The organism is Azospirillum mesophilum (assembly GCF_053470405.2).
Genome location: NZ_JBPXMQ020000032.1, coordinates 52,803 through 72,152, shown reverse-complemented (window position 1 = coordinate 72,152; position 19,350 = coordinate 52,803). Strand labels below are relative to the sequence as shown.

14 protein-coding genes are annotated in these 19,350 nt (G+C 70.8%); 4 read left to right on the top strand and 10 right to left on the bottom strand.

The features are described from left to right. From ACSVC7_RS24480 to ACSVC7_RS24440, 9 genes are all read right to left on the bottom strand, one after another. Positions 1-118: S-adenosylmethionine synthetase N-terminal domain-containing protein (locus tag ACSVC7_RS24480; RefSeq protein ID WP_483508404.1), on the bottom strand; the 118-nt coding region annotated here is incomplete at its 3' end. A 141-nt stretch (positions 119-259) separates the two neighbouring features. Beyond that, positions 260-799, bottom strand: a complete 540-nt coding sequence (locus ACSVC7_RS24475; protein WP_448208685.1) for a D-glycero-alpha-D-manno-heptose-1,7-bisphosphate 7-phosphatase — start codon at positions 797-799, stop codon at positions 260-262. 187 nt (positions 800-986) lie between these two features. Continuing rightward, on the bottom strand, positions 987-1,958 hold the full coding sequence (locus ACSVC7_RS24470) for a replication protein RepA (RefSeq protein WP_448208686.1): 972 nt from the start codon (positions 1,956-1,958) through the stop codon (positions 987-989). 492 nt (positions 1,959-2,450) lie between these two features. Then, positions 2,451-3,410 (bottom strand): UDP-glucuronic acid decarboxylase family protein, encoded by a 960-nt coding sequence (locus ACSVC7_RS24465; protein ID WP_448208687.1) that lies wholly within the window; start codon positions 3,408-3,410, stop codon positions 2,451-2,453. A gap of 173 nt (positions 3,411-3,583) precedes the next feature. Beyond that, on the bottom strand, positions 3,584-5,470 hold the full coding sequence (cysC, locus tag ACSVC7_RS24460; protein WP_448208688.1) for an adenylyl-sulfate kinase: 1,887 nt from the start codon (positions 5,468-5,470) through the stop codon (positions 3,584-3,586). 16 nt (positions 5,471-5,486) lie between these two features. Beyond that, on the bottom strand, positions 5,487-6,392 hold the full coding sequence (gene cysD, locus ACSVC7_RS24455) for a sulfate adenylyltransferase subunit CysD (protein WP_448208690.1): 906 nt from the start codon (positions 6,390-6,392) through the stop codon (positions 5,487-5,489). Positions 6,393-6,589: 197 nt separating this feature from the next. Next, on the bottom strand, positions 6,590-8,416 hold the full coding sequence (gene glmS / locus ACSVC7_RS24450; RefSeq protein WP_483508763.1) for a glutamine--fructose-6-phosphate transaminase (isomerizing): 1,827 nt from the start codon (positions 8,414-8,416) through the stop codon (positions 6,590-6,592). A gap of 162 nt (positions 8,417-8,578) precedes the next feature. After that, positions 8,579-11,068 (bottom strand): glycosyltransferase, encoded by a 2,490-nt coding sequence (locus ACSVC7_RS24445; protein ID WP_448207493.1) that lies wholly within the window; start codon positions 11,066-11,068, stop codon positions 8,579-8,581. Beyond that, entirely contained in the window at positions 11,065-12,168 is a 1,104-nt protein-coding gene (locus tag ACSVC7_RS24440; protein ID WP_448207494.1) for a glycosyltransferase family 61 protein, read from the bottom strand. Before ACSVC7_RS24440 ends, ACSVC7_RS24445 begins: the two co-directional genes overlap by 4 nt. Before the next feature lie 274 nt (positions 12,169-12,442). Between ACSVC7_RS24440 and ACSVC7_RS24435 the strand changes: the two genes are divergently transcribed. Beyond that, a complete protein-coding gene (locus ACSVC7_RS24435) occupies positions 12,443-13,453 on the top strand; it encodes a diguanylate cyclase domain-containing protein (RefSeq protein ID WP_448207495.1) in 1,011 nt (336 codons plus the stop codon). A 39-nt stretch (positions 13,454-13,492) separates the two neighbouring features. Here ACSVC7_RS24435 and ACSVC7_RS24430 read toward each other — a convergent pair whose 3' ends face one another. Beyond that, on the bottom strand, positions 13,493-14,443 hold the full coding sequence (locus ACSVC7_RS24430) for a glycosyltransferase family 2 protein (RefSeq protein ID WP_448207496.1): 951 nt from the start codon (positions 14,441-14,443) through the stop codon (positions 13,493-13,495). Between the two features lie 176 nt (positions 14,444-14,619). Here ACSVC7_RS24430 and ACSVC7_RS24425 point away from each other — a divergent pair, with 176 nt between their 5' ends. The 3 genes from ACSVC7_RS24425 to ACSVC7_RS24415 all read left to right on the top strand — a co-directional run bounded on the left by ACSVC7_RS24425 (position 14,620) and on the right by ACSVC7_RS24415 (position 19,305). Next, a complete protein-coding gene (locus ACSVC7_RS24425) occupies positions 14,620-16,056 on the top strand; it encodes a DUF2142 domain-containing protein (protein ID WP_448207497.1) in 1,437 nt (478 codons plus the stop codon). Positions 16,057-16,157: 101 nt separating this feature from the next. Further along, on the top strand, positions 16,158-17,267 hold the full coding sequence (locus ACSVC7_RS24420) for a hypothetical protein (RefSeq protein ID WP_448207498.1): 1,110 nt from the start codon (positions 16,158-16,160) through the stop codon (positions 17,265-17,267). Positions 17,268-17,502: 235 nt separating this feature from the next. Further along, positions 17,503-19,305: a class I SAM-dependent methyltransferase gene (locus ACSVC7_RS24415; protein ID WP_448207499.1), complete on the top strand. Its 1,803-nt coding sequence runs from the start codon at positions 17,503-17,505 to the stop codon at positions 19,303-19,305. The last annotated feature ends 45 nt before the right edge of the window (positions 19,306-19,350 follow it).

Below are 19,350 nucleotides of genomic sequence, written 5' to 3'. Positions count from 1 at the left end.
CGTAGGGATCGTGGGACAGGTACAGATCGACGATCGCGTCGGAGATGCGGTCGCACACCTTGTCCGGATGGCCTTCGGACACGGACTCGCTGGTGAAGACGTAGTTGAGCTTGGCCATGGAGAGGAGCAGCCTTTCGCAATATGTTTCGCGCAGTTTAGAAAGCTTCCCGAGGGATATTCAACTCAAATACCACAAATATGGCCGTGACAACGCAGCGGTGCACGGGGTGTCTTGTGCCTTGCGGTCCGGTGCCGGCGGTCAGGCGAGGTGCCGGACGACGTCGGCAAGCCGGCCGACGGTCACGGTCGCCATCCCGGCCGCGGCATCGCCCGGTTCCGACAGCAGCACCCGCCGTCCCACCCCGGCGGCCTGCGCCGCCGCCATGTCGGTCGGTTGGTCGCCCAGGAAGACCGACCGGGCGAGGTCCAGGTCCAGGCGGCGCGCCGCCTCCAGAATCATTCCAGGGTTGGGCTTGCGCCAGAAGCTGTCGCGCGCGTAGCGCTCCACCACGCCGCCGCGGTGGTAGGGGCAGTGGAACACCCCGGCCAGTTCCACGCCCTGCTCCCGGAAGGTGCGGCGCATCCAGTCGGTCAGCTCCAGGAACTCGGCTTCCGTGAAATAGCCCCGCGCGATGCCGGACTGGTTGGTGATGACGGCGATCCGGAAACCGCGGTCCACCGCATGGCGGGTCAGGGCGAAGATGCCGTCCATGAAGGCGAAGCGGTCGCGGTGGCCGACATAGCCATGGTCGACGTTCACCACCCCGTCGCGGTCGAGCAGCAGAGCCCGATAAGCCATTTCACCCTCTTCGCTCCCCCGCTCTCGCGGAGCCGGGGGAGTGGCCGCCTGGAATGTTGTCGCGAGGTCGGCCCGGCGGCGTTTGGAGTCTTGTCGCGAGGCCCGGTGCCAAGCCGTCCCCGCTCCGTCGCGGTTCGGGGAATTTGCCTTATGCCCTTGATCTGACGAGCGGATTCAGGCGCCTGCCTCAGCGCATGAGCTGCGCCATCTTGCGCTCCGGGATCGGCGGCGGCGAGGGATGCAGCAGCAGCCCATGCTCCTCCACGTCGACCCGCGCGTCGGGATAGACGGCAAGCGCCAGTTGCAAAGCCTCGATGAAACGCTTCCTGAAATCGCGCAGCCGGGCATAGCCGGCGCCGAACTGCTCGAACACCGCCGGCCATGTGATGGTCGTGGGCTTGCTCAGGCTGTGCAGGCGGTAGGCGAGCCAGATGTAGATGTCGATGCTGGAGCTGTTGTTCTGGATGTGCCGCAGCGCCGGTTCCCAAATCGGCACCGGATGCGCCTTCAGTTCGCGGAAGAAAGCCTCCGACAGAAGGACGCGGTCTTCCCACAGCGTGCCTTGCTGCGAGTCATGCTCTGACGAGAAATGGATGCCGCCTTTGACGATCGAGTCCTTTTCGAAGCCCAGGCTGTTGGCGTCTTCCCAGGCGAAGGTCAGGTTGCAGGCGGCGATGCGCGAGGCCTGTTCGCGGATGTCGCGGTAGGTCTGGCCGCCCACCGACAGGCCCATGCGGTCGAGCCAGTCGTGCATGCTGCGGCCCAGCTCCACCTCGCGGCTGTCGGTCTGGAGGGCGCGCGTCTGCAAATAAAGCAGGATCATTCGCGCGCGGCTGCCGTAGGGCACGCCGTAAAGCTTGAAGCCACCACCCCGCACGGGCAGTCGTCCCGGCTCGATCAGCAAACGAATACGGTGTCCGCGCCGTTCCCAGGGCTGGTCGTCGGGAAGGCGACGATGCGGAAGCGCCGTCAGGGCGAATCCAGAATAGGTAATGCCAAGCTCTTGCCGCTCTTCCTCCAAGACCGCCGCAGCGACGTCGATCAGCGAGCGCTGATCAGGATCGGTCTGGAGTGCTTTGGCCTGCTCGCGGCCCACTTGGCTGATCAGGCGATGCAACTGGCCCATGGCACCCTGTTCTCGCCGTTTTCCCGTGTCCATTTGTGTCTCGATGCATAACACGGCAGGTTGAGGCCGGCAATTTGGAATCTTGTCGCGCAGACTATTTGTAAGGCTACTAGAATCAACTATTTGTTTGAGCGACAAGACTCCAGTAGAGAATCGCGAGTCGCGCGACAAGAGTCCAGGAATCGCGCGACAACATTCCAGGGGATAACCGGTTCGTCCTGTGGAAGCTTGCCCGGACGCGACAAAACTCCAGGCTTCCGTTTCCGAATCGCTGCCGACGGCGATTCGAGACACGACTCGGAGATTTGCGCGGTGCGCGGGTCCGCTTGGGCCGGAACGGCCGTTCCGGTGATTCGCCAGGCCGGGGTGGGGCGGGAAGGGGCGCGACAAGACTCCAAATGCCGACCCCGCTCCGGTGGCCGATGAAGGCCCTGGAAAAGCGATCGGGAAAAAGCAATCGGGGGCGTCCAGAGGACGCCCCCGATGCATCGGATCGTTGGTTTGGCCTGGAACCCGGCCCGGCGGTCAGGCGAAGAAGCGGGTCCGGAAATAGTGGATGGTGCGCTCCAGCCCGTCGCGCAGGGGCACGGTCGGCTCCCAGCCCAGCAGGGTCTTGGCCTTGGTGATGTCCGGCTGGCGCTGCTTGGGGTCGTCCTGGGGCAGCGGGCGGCGCTCGATGGTCGAGCGCGAGCCGGTCAGGGCGATGACCTGCTCGGCCAGCTCCAGGATGGTGAATTCGCCGGGGTTGCCGATGTTGATGGGGCCGGTGATCTCGGGCGCGGAATCCATCAGGCGCATCATGCCCTCGATCAGGTCGTCCACATAGCAGAAGGAGCGGGTCTGCTGGCCTTCGCCGTAGACGGTGATCGGTTCGCCCTTCAGCGCCTGCATGATGAAGTTGGACACCACGCGGCCGTCGTTGGGGTGCATGCGCGGGCCGTAGGTGTTGAAGATGCGCATCACCTTGATCGGCAGCTGGTGCTGGCGGTGATAGTCGAAGAACAGCGTCTCCGCGCAGCGCTTGCCCTCGTCGTAGCAGGAGCGCGGGCCGATCGGGTTGACGTTGCCCCAATACTCCTCGGGCTGCGGGTGCACGCTCGGGTCGCCGTAGACCTCGCTGGTGGAGGCCTGGAGGATGCGGGCGTTCAGCCGCTTGGCCAGCCCCAGCATGTTGATGGCGCCGTGCACGCTGGTCTTGGTGGTCTGGACCGGGTCGTGCTGGTAGTGGACCGGAGAAGCCGGGCAGGCGAGGTTGTAGATCTGGTCCACCTCGACATAGAGCGGGAACGTCACATCGTGCCGGATGACCTCGAAATTCGGGCTGGTCATCAGGTGGCCGATGTTCTGCCGCGATCCGGTGAAATAGTTGTCGACGCACACCACCTCGTCGCCGCGCTCAATCAGGCGTTCGCAGAGGTGCGAGCCGAGGAACCCGGCGCCGCCGGTCACGAGAACGCGTCGATTGTAGCTACGAATTCCGGTCATGGAGTCTCTCTGGGCATCGATTGGGCCAACCGGCGGCCTTGCCGACGATCGGAGCCTTAGGGAGGAACGCACAGCAGATGGCCGCAAGCCCGGACATTTGGCAAGTGATTATGGCTCGTTTGCTGGGGAATGGACGTACCCAGCCCGCACAGCCGGCTCCCCGCCCATCCGCCTCACCCGCCGGCGATGCCGCGCGCGCGGAGCGCGTCCACCACCCGCGCGGCGAGCGCGTCGGCGTCCTCCGCCCCGGTGTCGAGCCGAAGCTCCGGCGCCTCGGGCGGCTCGTAGGGGGAGTCGACGCCGGTGACATTGCGCACGGCCCCGGCCCGCGCCTTGGCGTAGAGCCCCTTGGGGTCGCGCCGCATGCACTCCTCCAGCGGCGTGTCCACGAACACCTCCAGGAACGCGCCGTCCGGAAACAGGGCGCGCACCGCCTCCCGCTCGGCCCGGAAGGGGGCGATGAAGGCGCACAGCACGATCAGCCCGGCCTCCGTCATCAGCTTCGCCACCTCGCCCACGCGCCGGATGTTCTCCACCCGGTCGGCGTTGGTGAAGCCCAGGTCGCGGTTCAGCCCCAGCCGCACGTTGTCGCCGTCCAGCATCATCGTGTGATGGCCGAGCGCGTGCAGCCGCCGCTCCACCTGGTTGGCGATGGTGGACTTGCCGGCCCCCGACAGGCCGGTGAACCACAGCACCGCCGGGCGCTGCCGCTTGATCGCCGCCCGCTCCGCCGCCGACACGGCCAGCTCCTGCCGGTGCAGGTTGGCGGCGCGGCGCAGCGGGTGCAGGATCATCCCGGCGCCCACGGTCCGGTTGGAGAAGCGGTCCACCAGGATGAAGGAACCGGTGTGGCGGTTCGCCGCGTAGGCGTCGAAGGCCAGCGGAGCCGCCGTGGACAGGTTGCACAGCCCCACCGCGTTCAGCCCCAGCGTCTCCGCGGCGCCGTGCTCCAGCGTCTCCACGTTCAGCGCGTGGCGCAAGGCCGTGACCGTCGCCGGCACCCAGCGCGCCCCGGCCCGCAGCAGGTAGGAGCGGCCGGGCATCAGCGGCTCCTCGGCCATCCACAGCAGATGCGCGGCAAACTGGTCGGCGACCTCCGGATCACTGTCCGGGCCGCTCAGCAGGTCGCCGCGCCCGGCGTCCACCGCCTCCTCCAGTGTCACGGTCACCGCGTCGCCCGCCCGCGCCCGCTTCACGTCGCCGTCGAAGGTGACGACGCGCGCGATCCGGGCGCTTCGCCCCGACGGCCACACCGTCACCGCGTCGCCCGGCGCCAGACGGCCCGACAGGACCGTGCCGGACAGGCCGCGGAAGTCCGGATCCGGGCGGTTCACCCACTCCACCAGGAAGCGCAGCGGGCCGTCCTCCGCCGCCCCCGCCGCCGCCCCATCCTCGGCCGGGGCGCTTTCCAGATGCTCCAGAAGGGTGGGGCCGGTGTACCAGGGCATGGCCGCCGAGCGGTGGACGACGTTGTCGCCGCGCCGCGCCGACAACGGGATGGCCGTCACGGTGGCGAAGCCCAGCGGTGCGGCGAAGGCCGCGTAGTCCCGCGCGATGGCCTCGAAGACCGTCGGCTCGCAGCCGGTCAGGTCCATCTTGTTGACCGCCAGCACGACGTGCCGGATGCCCATCAGGGAACAGACGATGGAGTGCCGCCGCGTCTGGGTCAGCAGCCCCTTGCGCGCGTCGACCAGCAGCACCGCCAGGGCGGCGTTGGACGCGGCGGTCGCCATGTTGCGGGTGTACTGCTCGTGCCCCGGCGCGTCGGCGACGATGAAGCTGCGGCGGCCCGTGGCGAAAAAGCGGTGGGCCACGTCGATGGTGATGCCCTGCTCGCGCTCCGCCTCCAGCCCGTCCACCAGCAGGGAGAAGTCGATGTCCTCCCCGGGCTCCTCCCCTGGACCGGTGCGGCCACGGCTGTCGCGCCGCACCTGCGCCATCTGGTCGTCGGGCACCAGGCCGGCGTCGTGCAGCAGCCGGCCGATCAGCGTCGACTTGCCGTCGTCCACGGACCCGCAGGTGAGGAAGCGCAGCAGCCCTCTGCCCGTGCCGGACTCCATCAGAAATGGCCCTCCATCAGAAATAGCCCTCCCGCTTCTTGCGCTCCATGGAGGCCGGCTCGTCGCCATCGATCAGGCGCCCCTGCCGTTCGGAGGTCCGGGAGGCGCGCATCTCCGCGATGATGTCCTCCACCGTCGCGGCGTCGGACGGGATGGCCCCGCTCAGCGGGTAGCAGCCGAGCGTGCGGAAGCGGACCCGGCGCCGTTCCGGCGCCTCGCCGGGGTTCAGCGGCAGCCGGTCGTCGTCCACCATGATCAGCGCGCCCGCGCGGTGCACCACCGGGCGTTCCGCCGCGAAATAGAGCGGGACCACCGGGATGCCTTCCGCGGCGACGTAGCGCCAGACGTCCATCTCGGTCCAGTTCGACAGCGGGAAGACGCGCACCGACTCCCCCGGCCGGACGCGCGTGTTCCAGAGGTGCCACAGCTCCGGCCGCTGGTCGCGCGGGTCCCAGCCGTGGGCGGCGGTGCGGACGGAGAAGACGCGCTCCTTGGCGCGGCTCTTCTCCTCGTCGCGCCGGGCGCCGCCGATGGCCGCGTCGAAGCCGTGCCGGTCGAGCGCCTGGCGCAGCGCCTCGGTCTTCATGACGCGGGTGTGGACGGCCGAACCGGAGCGGATCGGGTCGACGCCCCGGGCGCGCCCCTCCTCGTTCACATGGACGATCAGCTCCAGCCCCAGCCGCCGCGCCGTCTCGTCGCGGAAGGCGATCATGTCGCGGAACTTCCAGCCGGTGTCCACATGCAGCAGGGGGAAGGGTACCGGCGACGGGTGAAAGGCCTTGCGCGCCAGATGCAGCAGCACCCCGCTGTCCTTGCCGATGGAGTAGAGCAGCACCGGCTTGGCGAAGGCGGCGGCGACCTCGCGCAGGATGGCGATGGCTTCCGCTTCGAGCAGCCGGAGATCGTCGGGCAGGGGAGGCATCGTCTTCTTCAATGACTGGTCGGCACGGGGGCTGGTCGGCGCGGCGACGGAGCGCACGAAGGAGTATCGGGACTGCGGTCTCAACAAGGCGTTAAACCGGCGTGCCAAGCCGGGGCATTGTTCCGGGGCATTGTTAAAACAAACCCCGGCTCGCCGTAAGCCGGGGTTCGCGGTGATTTCTTGGCGGGCGCGGTGCTTTACTCCACCGTGACGCTTTTGGCGAGGTTGCGGGGCTGGTCGACGTCGGTGCCCTTCAGCACGGCGACGTGGTAGGCCAGCAACTGGACCGGGATGGCGTAGAGCAGCGGGGCGACCAGCGGGTCGCAGGCCGGCAGCTCCACCGACCAGCGCACCGTGCTGCCCAGCTTGTCGATGCCCTTCCGGTCGGCGATCAGCAGCACCTTGCCCGAGCGCGCGCACACCTCCTGCACGTTCGACACCGTCTTCTCGAACAGCCCGTCCGAGGGCACCAGCACGATCACCGGCACGCTCTCGTCGATCAGCGCGATCGGCCCGTGCTTCAGCTCGCCCGCCGCGTAGCCCTCCGCGTGGATGTAGCTGATCTCCTTCAGCTTCAGCGCCCCCTCCAGGGCCAGCGGGTACATCGCCCCGCGCCCCAGGTACAGCACGTCGCGCGCCTCCGCCACCTCCGCCGCCAGCTCGCGCAGCCGCTCGTCGTGCGCCAGAACGTCGGCGGCGCGCGCCGGCACCTCGCGCAGCGCCTGGGCGATCTGCCGCATGCGCTCCGGCGCGATCGCCCCGCGCGCGCGCCCGGTCACCACCGCCAGGCAGGCCAGCGTGGTCAGCTGCGTCGTGAAGGCCTTGGTCGAGGCCACCCCGATCTCCGGACCGGCCATCGTGTACAGCACCGCGTCGGATTCCCGCGCGATGGTGCTTTCCGGCACGTTCACGATCGACAGGATCTTCTGCCCCTGGCGCTTGCAGTAGCGCAACGCCTCCAGCGTATCCAGCGTCTCGCCCGACTGGCTGATGAACAGCGCCACGCCGCCTTCCGGCAGCGGCGCCTCGCGGTAGCGGAACTCCGAGGCGATGTCGACCTCGACCGGCAGACGGGCCAGCGTCTCGAACCAGTATTTCGCCACCACGCCCGCGTAGTAGGCGGTGCCGCAGGCCACGATGGTCAGCTTGCTCGCCTGCGACAGGTCGAAACTGAACTCCGGCAGGGCGATGCGGCTGGTCTCCGGGTTGATGTAGGCGTTCAGCGTGTCGCCGATCACCTGCGGCTGCTCGTAGATCTCCTTGAGCATGTAGTGCCGGTAGCCGTCCTTGCCGATCAGCGCCCCGGACAGCGCGGTGGTCTTCACCGCGCGCTCCACCACCGCGCCGGAGGCCTCGTGGATCACAGCACCCGCGCGGGTCAGCTCGACCCAGTCGCCGTCCTCCAGGTAGCAGATGCGGTTGGTCAGCGGGGCGAGCGCGAAGGCGTCGGAGGCGAAGTACATCTCGCCCTCGCCGTAGCCCACGGCCAGCGGCGTGCCGTGGCGGGCGCCGATCAGCAGGTCCTCGCGGCCGGCGAACAGCAGGACCAGCGAGAAGGCCCCGGTGAAGCGCTGGAAGGCGGCGGCGGCCGCCTGGACCGGCTCCAGCCCTTCCTTGTCCAGGTAGTAGGTGACGAGGTGGGCGATGACCTCGGTGTCGGTGGCGCTCTCGAAGACGTAGCCGTGGCCGATCAGCTCGTCCTTGAGCTCCTGGTAGTTCTCGATGATGCCGTTGTGCACGACGGCGACGCGGCGGGTGGCGTGCGGGTGGGCGTTGTGCTCGGTCGGGCCGCCGTGGGTGGCCCAGCGGGTGTGGCCGATGCCGATGACGCCGGGCAGCGGCGCCTCGCGCAGCTTGGCGTCGAGGTTGAGCAGCTTGCCCTCGGCGCGGCGGCGCTCGATGCCGCCGTGGACCAGCGTCGCCACGCCCGCGCTGTCGTAGCCGCGGTATTCCAGGCGCCGCAGGCCCTCGACCAGCCGGGGGGCCGCGTCCTGCGTGCCGATGATGCCGATGATGCCGCACATGGACCTGCAACTCCTGAAATGATGGCCCTGAGGGAAGAATGGCCCTGGAAGATGATGGCTTGCCGGTGCCAGCTTACGCCTTTTTCGCGGTCTCGCTCCGCTTCCGCTCGCGGAAGCGCCGGGCCCAGCCGGGGTACGCCTGCTGCCGACCGCGCAGGCCGATCACGGGCCGGCCGCCTTGCCCGTCGCGCGCAGCAGGGCGGACAGCGCCGCTTCGGGCGTGATCGTCGGGACGATGAAGCCGTTCGGCCAGTGGCGCAGCCGTTCGGCCGGCGCGCCGATGTCGAAGACGCCGACCGGCAGCCCCAGCCCGACCACCTCGTCCAGCACGTAGCAGTAGGTTTCCGGCCAGATGGAGGGCAGGAAGACGGCGTGGCAGCCCCGCTCGGCGAGGCGCCGGGCAAGCTGGTCCGGCTCGTAGAGGCCGTTGTCGTGGAAATGCGCCGAGCGGATCGGCCGGTCGATGTTCCCGAACAGCTCGAAGGACAGCGGCAGCCGGTGCGCCTCGGCCAGCAGCACCATCGCCTCCAGCACGCGGGAGCCCTTGGCCACCCCGATGCCGCCGACGACCGCCACCTGCGCGCCAGCCATCTGTACGTTGGGGCCGGGCGGCGGGGCGGGCAGGGGGGAGACGGTCACATGGTCGGCCAGATGCGGGACGATCCGCACCCGCTCGTCGGCCAGTGTGAAGGCCCGCCGCAAGGTGGCGAGCGAACTGCGCGAGAAGACGACGTGCCGGTCGGCCAGATCGAAGAAGGCCTGCCAGAGCCGGCGGTGCCCGGCCACATCAGCGGTCCTGTCGGCAGCCGCTTCGCCCTCCGGCCGGCGGGCGTGCGGGTTGGCCGGCAGGCAGGCCCGGCAGCGGTCGAGCGACGGGATGCCGCAGAAGCGGTCCTCCGCGTCGATCAGGTTCAGCGACGGGCAGACCGGGAAATAGTCGTGGTGCAGCAGCCGCAGCGGCACGCCCCGCTCGGCGCGCAGCGCCCGGACGAACGTCATGACCGCCGCCGGCGCGGCGTAGCCGACCAGAGAGCTGACCACCAGCTCGGCCAGCGGCAGCGCGCGGGCGAGCGCCGCGAGGTCGGTCAGGTCGTTCGCCGGAAAGCGCTGGGGCGGGGCGTCCCGGTGCAGCAGCTCGACATCCATCGCCCCGTCCGGCATGCCCAGCACCGGCCGCATGGCCGGCCGCACCAGCAGGACGGCGAGGCCCGTCCCGTGCAGGCGCGTGATCTCCTTGGCGCGGAAGGCGGCGGTGCCGCCGCCGCCCGCATGGTCGAACAGCAGCGCCGTCCGCGGGCGGCCGAGCCGGCCCTGCGCCGCGACCGCAGCGGCGGCGCGGACGGGGCGCAGCGGGTCGGCGCGGATGAAGTCCTGCACCTCGGCGTCGAACTCCGGATAGCGCTGCCGGATGATGGCGCCGGACCGGGCGATCTGGGCCTGCTTCTCCTCGCTGGTGAAGCTGCCGCCGTGCTTGTGATGGACGTAGAGGTTCGGCACAGCGACGTTGGCGAAGCCGTGCCGGATGGCGCGCCGGCACCAGTCGACCTCCTCGCCGTAGCCGCGGCCGAAGGCCTCCAGATCGAAGAAGCCGATGCGGTTCAGCGCTTGGCGGTTCAGCGCCATGCAGAAGCCGACACCGGTCGGCACCTCCACCGGGGGAAGCGGGGCCATGGACGCGAAGGCCGCGTCGATCTCCCCGACCGTGGCGCCCAGGAAGGGATCGTTGTCCTCCGGCATGGCGGGGAAGCCGCAGATCGTGCCGGCGTTGGTCAGCGGCGTGGTGCTGGCGATCCGGGGATCGCGCTCGATGGGGCCGACCAGCCGCTCCAGCCAGCCGGCCGGCACCTCCACGTCGGTGTTCAGCAGGACGACGTGCCCGTCGGGGTTCAGCCGGTTCGCGACCTCGACCCCGGCGGCGACGGCCTTCGGGTAGCCCTCGTTGCGCGGCTTGGCGACCACCGCGACCTGATCCAGCGAGACGCCGAGCGCCACCAGGAAGGCCGTGACGCTGCGGTCCGGGTTGCCGTCGTCGACGAAGATCAGGCGATGGCGCGGATCGACCGTGTCCAGAAGGCCGTGCAGCAGCGGGGTCAGGAACTCCTTGCCGCCGTAGACCGGCACCACGATGGACACGGGCGCGGCGAGCGGCATCGGCGGGCGCGGCGCGGCGGCGAACAGGCCGAGCGCGCTCCGCGCCCGCGCCAACTCCGGCGGCAGGGCGACGGCGAAGCGACGGCCGCGTTCGGTGAGGAAGCGCGGCTCGAACACCGCGATGCCGCTGCCCATGGCGGGTTGCCAGCCGCAGGGCGAAGGACCGCCACGCACCAGCAGCGGCAGGCTCGCCCCCTCGTTCCCGGCGAACAGCCGCAATTCTACTGACCTGGGGTCCACCGATCCGGCACTCTGGGGCAGAACCGCGACCAGATCGAAGCCGGAGCGGCTGGCCAGCGGCGCGCCGAGCGCGAGCGCCACGTCGTGGCGGTCGATCCCCATCCGCAGCCGGTCGGCGGGGGAGGGCGGGGCGCCGTCGACGGACGCCTCGATGCGGCAGGGGCCGTAGCGGTGGTGGAACGCCCAGCCCTCGACCCGCAGCTCGGCGCCGATGGTGACCTTGTCGATGCAGACGGTGAAGCTGGACGGGGTGTCGGTCATGAAGCGTGTCCGGTGGGGCCGAGGAGTTCGGCGGCGTCCGCGGGATCGAGGATCAGGTCGGTGTCCCAGGGCATGTTGCCCCGGACCGGACCGGCCTGCGCGCAACGGATCTCGGTGTAGTCGAGGCCGCGCAGCGTGGCGATGAACCAAAAAAAGGTGTCGGGCATGCCGGCCGGCGTCAGCAGGGCCACGGGCGTCCCCGGTGCGGCGAAGGCGATGTTGGTCATGGCGGCGCCCATGACGCCGGTGACCCGCGCCGCTCCCTTGAACAGCGCGATCTGGTCCGGCAGGGGCAGCAGCGCCGGCTCCACCGGGACGCAGCCCGCCTCCTGGGCGCGCAGGAGGAGGGCATCCTCCCCGACCAGCCGGCGGAAGCCCATCGCCTGGCGGGTGACGAACAGCGGCCGCGCGGGCCTCTCCCCGACGGCGCGGGCAAGCGCCTCGACGCAGTCCATGACCAGCGGGGACATGTAGGCCCCGTGCTCGGTCAGCCCCTCCACCAGCAGCAGCTCGGCGAAGCGGCGGGGCGCGTCGCCGACGACCACGGCGCGGGCGGGATCGATCCCCAGGAGCGCCAGCGAGGCGCCCATCGACGCGCGCAGCGCGCCCGGCACGTCGGCCACCAGGAAGCGCGCGCCCAGCTCCGGCAGGTGGGTGTGGACGAGATGCGCCTTGGGCAGCATCTCCATCATCCAGTGGCCGTAGTTGCCGACCCCACGCTTCTTGCACAGCACGACCGGCCCGTCCCGGTCGGGGGCGCCCATTCCTGACGCGCCTGCCCCCGATGCGATCGCGGCGAGCACGGCGTCCTGCGCCGCCGCGACCTCCGCCGGGCTGTGCTGGGTGACGGTCTCGCGGTAGAGCGCGCCGTCGCGGTCGAAGACCAGCCCTTCCTTGGCGACCCAGACGTTCCGCAGCCGCAGGACGCGGACCCGGCGCTCCGCGAAGCGGCCCATCGCCCAGGTGCCCCGCATGGCCTGCAGGATGGGCTCCGGGATCAGGTCCGGGTGGCGGATGGCGGGGGGACGGGCGTCGAAGGCCGGCGACGGAAGGGAGAGGAGGTCCGCGTCGGTCGGCAGGCTGAGCGGGGTGGGCGGCATGCGGCAGGGTCCAAATGGCGGTCCGGGCGGCGGAATCGGGCCAGCCCCGAGCCGGGCGCGACTATAGCCGCAAGCGGCCCGCGGAGGAACAGGGGGGAGGAACAGGGGCGGTCCGGGTCCGGGCGGGACGCCGGCAGCGCGGGCATTTGAGCGGAAATCGGCTCAATCATTTGACAGTGAGGAGTGATTTTGTGAGCCTACGAAGCGTGGTCGCGTCCCCTGTTCCCGTCGCTGGATGAAGGATAGGGATAAGGGGCGAGGGAAAGGAGAGAGCGTGGCCGAAGTGATTGATGACGCCGGCCTCGATCCCGGCACCCTCATGGAGATCATCCGGGCTCAGACGGCCATCGCCCAGTTCGGGCTCGACCTGGGCGGCGTGATGACCTTCGTCGCAGAGCGCGTGCAGTCCCTGACGGGCGCACATGGCGCCATTGTCGAACTGGCCGAGGGCGACGAGATGGTCTACCGGGCGACCTCCGGCATGGCCGAGGCGCAGCTCGGGCTCCGGCTGAAGCGGATGGGCAGCCTGTCCGGGGCGTGCATCGAGCAGGGCGCGATCCTGCGCTGCGACGATTCCGAAACCGACGGGCGGGTCGACCGCGAGGCCTGCCGCAAGGTCGGCCTGCGCTCGATGGTCGTCGCCCCGCTCAATCACAACGGAGCGGCCGTCGGCGTCCTGAAGATCGCCTCGCCCGTGCCCAGCGCCTTCAGCGACCGGGACATCCGCGTGCTGGCGCTGATGTGCGACCTGATCGCGGCGGCGATGTTCCACGCCGTGGAGTACGAGACCAGCGAGCTGTACCACCGCGCGACCCACGATGCCCTGACCGGACTGGCGAACCGGGCGCTGTTCTACGACCGCTTGCGCCAGAGCCTGAATCTGGCCTGCCGGCAGTCGTCCCTGGTCGGCATCCTGAACCTCGACATGGACGGCCTGAAGGCCATCAACGACCACCACGGCCATCGGGCCGGCGACGCCGCCATCTGCGAGACGGCCGCGCGCATCCGTCGCGTGTTGCGGCAGTCCGACACGGCCGCCCGGCTCGGCGGCGACGAGTTCGGGGTTATCCTCTCCGGGCTGCGGGACCGCCAGAGCGCGGCGTCGAGCGCCACGCGCATCGCCGCGGAAATCCGCGCGCCCTTCATCTTCGAGGACCGTCCCCTGTCCCTCGACGCCAGCGTGGGGGTCGCGGTGTTCCCGGAGGATGGCGTGGCGATGGACGCCCTCATCGAGAAGGCCGACAAGTCCATGTACGCGATCAAGCGGACCCGGAAAGGCCGCTGAGGGGAAAGTGAGGGGAAAGGCCGCTGAGGCCGCCCTTCGTCAGCCGTTCCGGATGAGGCCGGGCATCGCCCGCCACAGCAGCGCGCTGCCGCGCAGGACCGCGCGGGCATCATCCATGGACCGGCGGGCGAGCGCGTGGGCCAGCCGGGTCAGCGGCTCCACCGTCAGGGTCGCCGCCGTCACCAGGGCCGCCGCCGCGGGCGAAAAGCGCTTGGCCGCGAACTGGATCCGGCTGCGCAGCGCGTAGAACAGGCGCAGGTCGCGCACCGCGTCGGTGGTGCCGCAGCCCTTGTGGAAGGCTTCGGCCCCGGCGAAATGCACCACCTCCCAGCCGGCCAGCCGGGCGCCCAGGCACAGGTCCACGTCGTCGAAATAGACGAAGAAGCGCTCGTCGAAGCCGCCCAACGCCTCGAACAGGGGGCGGCGGATCAGCAGGAAGGCGCCCATCACCTGATCGACCGGCCGCGTGTCGGCGTGGTCCCATTCGGTCATGAAGTGCGGCGGGAAGACGCCGGGGCACAGCCGGTCCAGCCCCACCGCCTGGGCGAGGAGGCGGCCCGGCGTCGGCGCGCGGGCGCAGGAGCGCTGGGTCCGCCCCGCCTCGTCCACCAGACGGATGCCCAGCACGCCGACGCGCGCGTTCGCCGGATCCGCCAGGAAGGCGAGCGCCGGGGCCAGCGAGCGCGCGGACAGGCGGGTGTCGGGGTTGAGGAACAGCAGCCAGTCGGCGCGCGACCCGGCGGCCCCCTGGTTGCAGGCGGCGGCGAAGCCCCGGTTGGCCGGGTTGCGCAGCACCGTCAGCGGCACGGTCCCACCAGAGACCAGATCCGCCAGCCCGTCCGCCGACCCGTCGGCCGAGGCGTTGTCGACCACCGTCATGCGTTCCACAAAGACGCCGCCGGTCAGCGCCGCCGGGATCGAGGCGACGCACTGGCGCAGCAGGTCGCCGGAATTCCAGTTCACGGTGATGATGGCGACGCTGGGGAGCATGCAAGGCCGGGGGCAGGAAGAACCGGGGGCACCATGGCATGGCATGCCCAATGGATCCAGCGGTCGGGATCCAGCGGCGGGGCCATTGGAACGCCCGCGGGAATATGGTCTTGTACCGCCGCGCCCCGGCTTCGGGGCTGCGCCTCCGTCATGACACGACATCGAGGAACTGGGCGATGCCCGGCCGTACGCGCACGACCTTCCGGCTTGAGCCGTTCCTGATCGCCGTCACGGCCCTTCTCTTCTTCCTGACGTTCGGCGCCCTCCTGCTGACCTGGACGCCGCCCTACGCCTGGCTGGACGAGCCATTCCACTGGCAGCGGGTGCTGCAGATCGCGCAAGGGCATATCCTGGCCCAGGCGCTGGGGCCGAACTCCTGGGGCGGGCCGATCGACTGGGCCGCCTACGCCCACATGCTCCATTACATCGAGCTGATCCAGAAGCACGCCCCGGTGGACGCCGCCCAGGCCCGTGCGCTGTCCGATCACCTCGCCACCCTGCCGCCGGCCCAGGCGGTGGTGCCCTTCCCAAGCTCCGCCAGCTTCGCGCCGCTGGCCTACCTGCCGCAGGCGGCCTTCGTCGCCGTCGCGCGCGCCCTGCATTACGCCCCGCTGGACCAGGCGCACGCCGGACGGCTCGGCAACCTCCTCGCCTACGGGCTGATGATCCTGGCGGTCCTGCGGGCGCTGCCCGGCGCGCGGCTGGCCTTCCTGGCCCTGGCGCTGTCGCCGGTGGCGCTGCAGAGCGCCTGCTCGCTGAGCGCCGATCCCCTGAACCTGATGCTGCCCGCCCTGCTGTTCGCGCTCGTCTGGCGATGCCGCGACCGCGGCACGCCGCTCGGGCTCTGGGAGAAGGCGGGGCTGGTGGCGCTGTCGGCGGCGCTCGGCCTGCTGAAGCTGACCATCGCGCCCTTCGCCGCGATGGTGCTCTTCCTGCCGGCGGCGGTGGCCGGCGGCACGCGGGGGCGGATCGCGCTCGGCGCGCTGTGCTTCGCCGTCGCGGTCGGCATCGCGCTCGCCTGGAACACGGCCTATCCCTTCGTCCCCGGACCCTACTGGGGCACCGGCGCCGACCCGGCGGCGCAGCTCGCCCGGCTGCGCGCCGACCCGCTGGAGGCGCTGCGGGTCTTCGCCGTCACCATCCGCGACGCGGCCATCATGTGGTGGCGCGACGGCTACGGGCGCTACGGCGGCCACCCGTTGCCCTGGAGCGGCTACGCCGACGACCGCTGGATCCTGGCGGCGCTTCCGGTCCTGCCCGCCCTGGCGCTGTGCGACGGCCTGGATGGACGGGGCGCGCGGCGGCGCGACCCCGTCCTGGCGGCCGGCTATCTGCTGCCGGCGCCGGCCTACATCCTGCTGGTCATGGCGGCCTTCTGGGTCGGCTTCACGCCGGTCGGGGCGCCGGTCGTGGAGGGGCTCCAGGGCCGCTACTTCCTGCCGGCGCTGCTCCTGGTCCTGCTGGCGCTCGCCATGGCGGCCGGCCCCTGGGAGCCGGCGCGGGTTCGCCGGGGCCTGCGGCTCGGCCTGTTCGCCGCGATGCTGGCCCTGAACGGGGCGGTGCTGGCGGACGTCCTGACCGCCTGGCGGGCGCTGTGGGTGCCAGCCGGGTGAGCCGCGGCACCCGCGCGAATTGACACCGCTTGAGTGTCCCGCCTATCTGTTGCGGCCCGTTCTTCCCGTCTTTGGGCCTTCCGCAGTCTTCGGGGCATCCCATGGAACAGCCGCTTTCCACGCTCGTCCGCGCCCGCAGGGCCGTCCGCACGGTCCTTTCCAAGGGCGGCCTGATGGCGCCCCCGGAACCCCTCGTGCCGCCGCGCCCGCCCCTGGTCTACGCCATCGAGGTGTTCTGGTGCGACCGCGACGGCGCCTATCTGGAGGGCTGGATCCACGCCTATGAGCGGAAAATCCTGACCCTGCGGATCTCCGCCGGGGAGGACGCCTACGAGATCGCCAGCTTCGCCCCCCGCCCGGACGTGCTGACCCATTACGCGGAGTTCCCCTTCAGCGCGGAGAGCGGCTTCAAGCTCTATCTGCCCTGGCGGGCCGGCACCCCGGTCACCTTCGAGGTCATCACCGCCGACGACCGCTTCGTCGAGACGGTCGAGCTGCCGCGCTCGCCCGGCGCCTCCCGCGCGCCCTATTGCCTGACCGACGGCAGCGCCTGGCAGGACCCCAGCCCGGAGCACGGGCCGGCCGAGGAGGCCTTCGCCGCCTTCCAGCGCGAGGTGAACGAGCGCGCCCTGGTCGTCGCCGAGGTGGGCGCCCGCGTGGTCAGCTCGCAGATGAGCCCGCTGCGCGCCGCCTTCGCCGGGGCGCAGCGCTACATCGGCATGGACATCCACGCCGCCCCCAACGTCGACGTGGTGGGCGACGCCCACTACATCGACGAGCTGATCGGGCGGGACGCCGCCGGGGCAGTCTTCTCGCTGTCGGTGATGGAGCATCTGGCCCAGCCCTGGCTGTTCGCCTACGGCGTGAACCGGGCGCTCCAGGTCGGCGGCCTCACCTACCACCTGACCCACCAGTCCTGGCCCCTGCACGAGGAGCCGAACGACTTCTGGCGCTTCAGCGACGAGGGCCTGAAGGTCCTGTTCGGCCCGGCCATGGGGTTCGAGGTGGTCGCCGCGGGCCTCACCAGCCGCGTGCGCATCTACCCGGACCAGCGCCAGCCGGCGCAGGCCCTGATGCCGCTCGTCTCCTCCTTCGGCGGCGCCTTCGTGCTGGCGCGCAAGGTGCGGGATCTGCCGGACGGGACGGTGTGCTGGCCGACCGACCGCGACACGTCCGAAAGCCGCGCCAAGCACTACCCGCAGCGCGGTTGAGCGATCATTCCGAGCGGCGCCAAAGCCGTTGCGCTTTGACGGCCATTTCTCTAAAGCGGATCTCGATCCGCTTTGGACCGCGACGGCGGGCCCGGTCGCGCGTGCGACCGTAGCCCGGCCGGCAAGTGAGGCCATTTGAATCTAAAGCGAACGGAAGTTCGCTTTAGGTCATCCCGGAGCGGGGAAGACAAACCAAGGGCCCGGATCGGGGACCCAGATCGAGGGTTGGGGACTGATGGATACGATCTCGTGGGATTCCGTGTCGTGGGAAGACGGCAAGGAGACGATGGAGGCGGTCTGCCCGGCCTGCGGCGACGCGGCTCCCAAGCCGGTGCGCCTGAAGGTCCGCTCGCCCTGGCCGCCGAACCCGGTCCAGTCGCTGGTGGTCTGCGCCCACTGCGGCACCGCCGCCTACCCGACGCTGACCCAGCCGCCCTACGAGGCCGTGTTCGACCCGCTGGTCGCCTGCTATCTGGAGCAGAACGCCGGCGTGGACAGCATGGCCCGCGTCCTGTCCTCGGTCGAGCCGTCCAAGGTCAAGCGCTACCTGGAGCTGGGCTGCGGCTACGGCCTGCTGCTGGACTACGCCCGCACCATGTTCGGCTGGCAGGTGCGCGGCTTCGACCCGGGCTTCAGCGCCCAGGAGGGCCGGGTCACGCTGGGCGTGGACATTTCCCACAGCTATCTGGAGACGCCGGCCGACGCCGGGCCGGAGCCGCATGACCTCGTCTTCTGCTCCGAGGTGATCGAGCATGTCTTCAACCCCCTGAGCCTGCTGGAGCTGCTGCGCGGCGTGCTGACGGACGACGGCACGCTGATGCTGACGACGCCGAGCGCCGGGGCGATCCACGCCGGCACCCGGCCCGGCACGCTGCTGTCGCTGCTCAGCCCCGGCTACCACTTCGTGCTGTTCAGCAAGGAGGGCATGGAGACGATCCTGCGCCGCGCCGGCTTCGCCGACGTGCGCGTGGTCGACCACGGCCACTCCCTCCAGGCGGCAGCCTCGCCCGGCCGGCTCTCCGTCGACTTCGACCGTCCCTACGACCGCCGGCTCTACCGCTCCTACCTGGAGACGCGCATCCCGACGCTCGACCCGAAGAGCCCGCTCGGCCTCGGCTACCGCTACCGCCTGCTGAAGGAGCTGACCCACGCCGGCGACTACGCCGCCGCGCGCGGCGCCGCCACCCAGGCGGCGGATGCCGTGCGGCTGCGCTGGGAGCATCTGGACCTGTCGGATCCGGCGGCCCTGCTGGCGCGGCTGAAGGCGGATCCGGTGCCGCAGGGGGTGGAGCCCTACCACGCGACCGCCCCCTTCAACCTGTGCGGCATCCTCTATTTCCATGGCATGCTGGCCTGGCAGCTCGACGGGCGGCGCGACGTGGCGGCCCTGTGGTTCGAGGCTTCGGCGCTCGCCGGGGAGCGGATGCGGGCGGCCCTGCACGTCATCGGCGCCGACGACGGCGAGACGGAAGAGCTGTCCTGGCGGGCGCGCGCCCAGATCCCCCACCTGCTGGCCTGGGATCGCCCGGCCGAGGCGGCGGACGGCGCCCTCAGGCTCGGCGACCTGGAAAGCCCGCTGCTGGGCGAGCGCATCCCCGGCGACATCCTGGACGACGTGCGGCGCAAGATCTTCGTCGATCTGGTCAACCTCGGCCAGTACGCGGCGGCCGACCGGCTGGTCGTGGCGGTGGAGAACGCCCTGCCGGCCGAGGGGGCGGTGCTCGCCTCCACGGCCTTCGCGCTGGGCATCCTGACGCTGAACCACCGCAAGGCGCCGCGCGGGGCGGCGGGCTATTTCGGCCGCGCCCACCAGGCCTGCCTGGACCTGCCCGACCGCGACACCGCCCCCATCGTCCAGGCGCTGCTGTGGCCGTCGCTGTTCCACCAGGGGCAGGCCCTGGCCAACGCCGGGCAGCGCAACGAGGCGGGCGAGGCCCTGCGCGGGATTCTGAAGCCGGCCCCCGGCCTGCCGTCCGTGCCGCTCGACCTGCGCGCCCGGACGGAGCTTCTGGTCCGCACCCAGCGGCTGCCCGTCTGATCCCGAACCCGCCCCCAGTCCAAGCCCCCCAGCCCGAGTTAAGGC

What these genes read in the sequence shown, in the direction of transcription:
- ACSVC7_RS24425 (WP_448207497.1), top strand. Translation starts at nt 14,620, where the DNA reads ATGCCCGGCCGTACGCGCACGACCTTCCGGCTTGAGCCGTTCCTGATC.
- ACSVC7_RS24475 (WP_448208685.1), bottom strand. Translation starts at nt 799, where the DNA reads ATGGCTTATCGGGCTCTGCTGCTCGACCGCGACGGGGTGGTGAACGTC.
- cysD (WP_448208690.1), bottom strand. Translation starts at nt 6,392, where the DNA reads ATGCCTCCCCTGCCCGACGATCTCCGGCTGCTCGAAGCGGAAGCCATC.
- glmS (WP_483508763.1), bottom strand. Translation starts at nt 8,416, where the DNA reads ATGTGCGGCATCATCGGCATCATCGGCACGCAGGACGCGGCCCCCCGG.
- ACSVC7_RS24430 (WP_448207496.1), bottom strand. Translation starts at nt 14,443, where the DNA reads ATGCTCCCCAGCGTCGCCATCATCACCGTGAACTGGAATTCCGGCGAC.
- ACSVC7_RS24465 (WP_448208687.1), bottom strand. Translation starts at nt 3,410, where the DNA reads ATGACCGGAATTCGTAGCTACAATCGACGCGTTCTCGTGACCGGCGGC.
- ACSVC7_RS24415 (WP_448207499.1), top strand. Translation starts at nt 17,503, where the DNA reads ATGGATACGATCTCGTGGGATTCCGTGTCGTGGGAAGACGGCAAGGAG.
- ACSVC7_RS24440 (WP_448207494.1), bottom strand. Translation starts at nt 12,168, where the DNA reads ATGCCGCCCACCCCGCTCAGCCTGCCGACCGACGCGGACCTCCTCTCC.
- ACSVC7_RS24470 (WP_448208686.1), bottom strand. Translation starts at nt 1,958, where the DNA reads ATGGACACGGGAAAACGGCGAGAACAGGGTGCCATGGGCCAGTTGCAT.
- ACSVC7_RS24445 (WP_448207493.1), bottom strand. Translation starts at nt 11,068, where the DNA reads ATGACCGACACCCCGTCCAGCTTCACCGTCTGCATCGACAAGGTCACC.
- cysC (WP_448208688.1), bottom strand. Translation starts at nt 5,470, where the DNA reads ATGGAGTCCGGCACGGGCAGAGGGCTGCTGCGCTTCCTCACCTGCGGG.
- ACSVC7_RS24420 (WP_448207498.1), top strand. Translation starts at nt 16,158, where the DNA reads ATGGAACAGCCGCTTTCCACGCTCGTCCGCGCCCGCAGGGCCGTCCGC.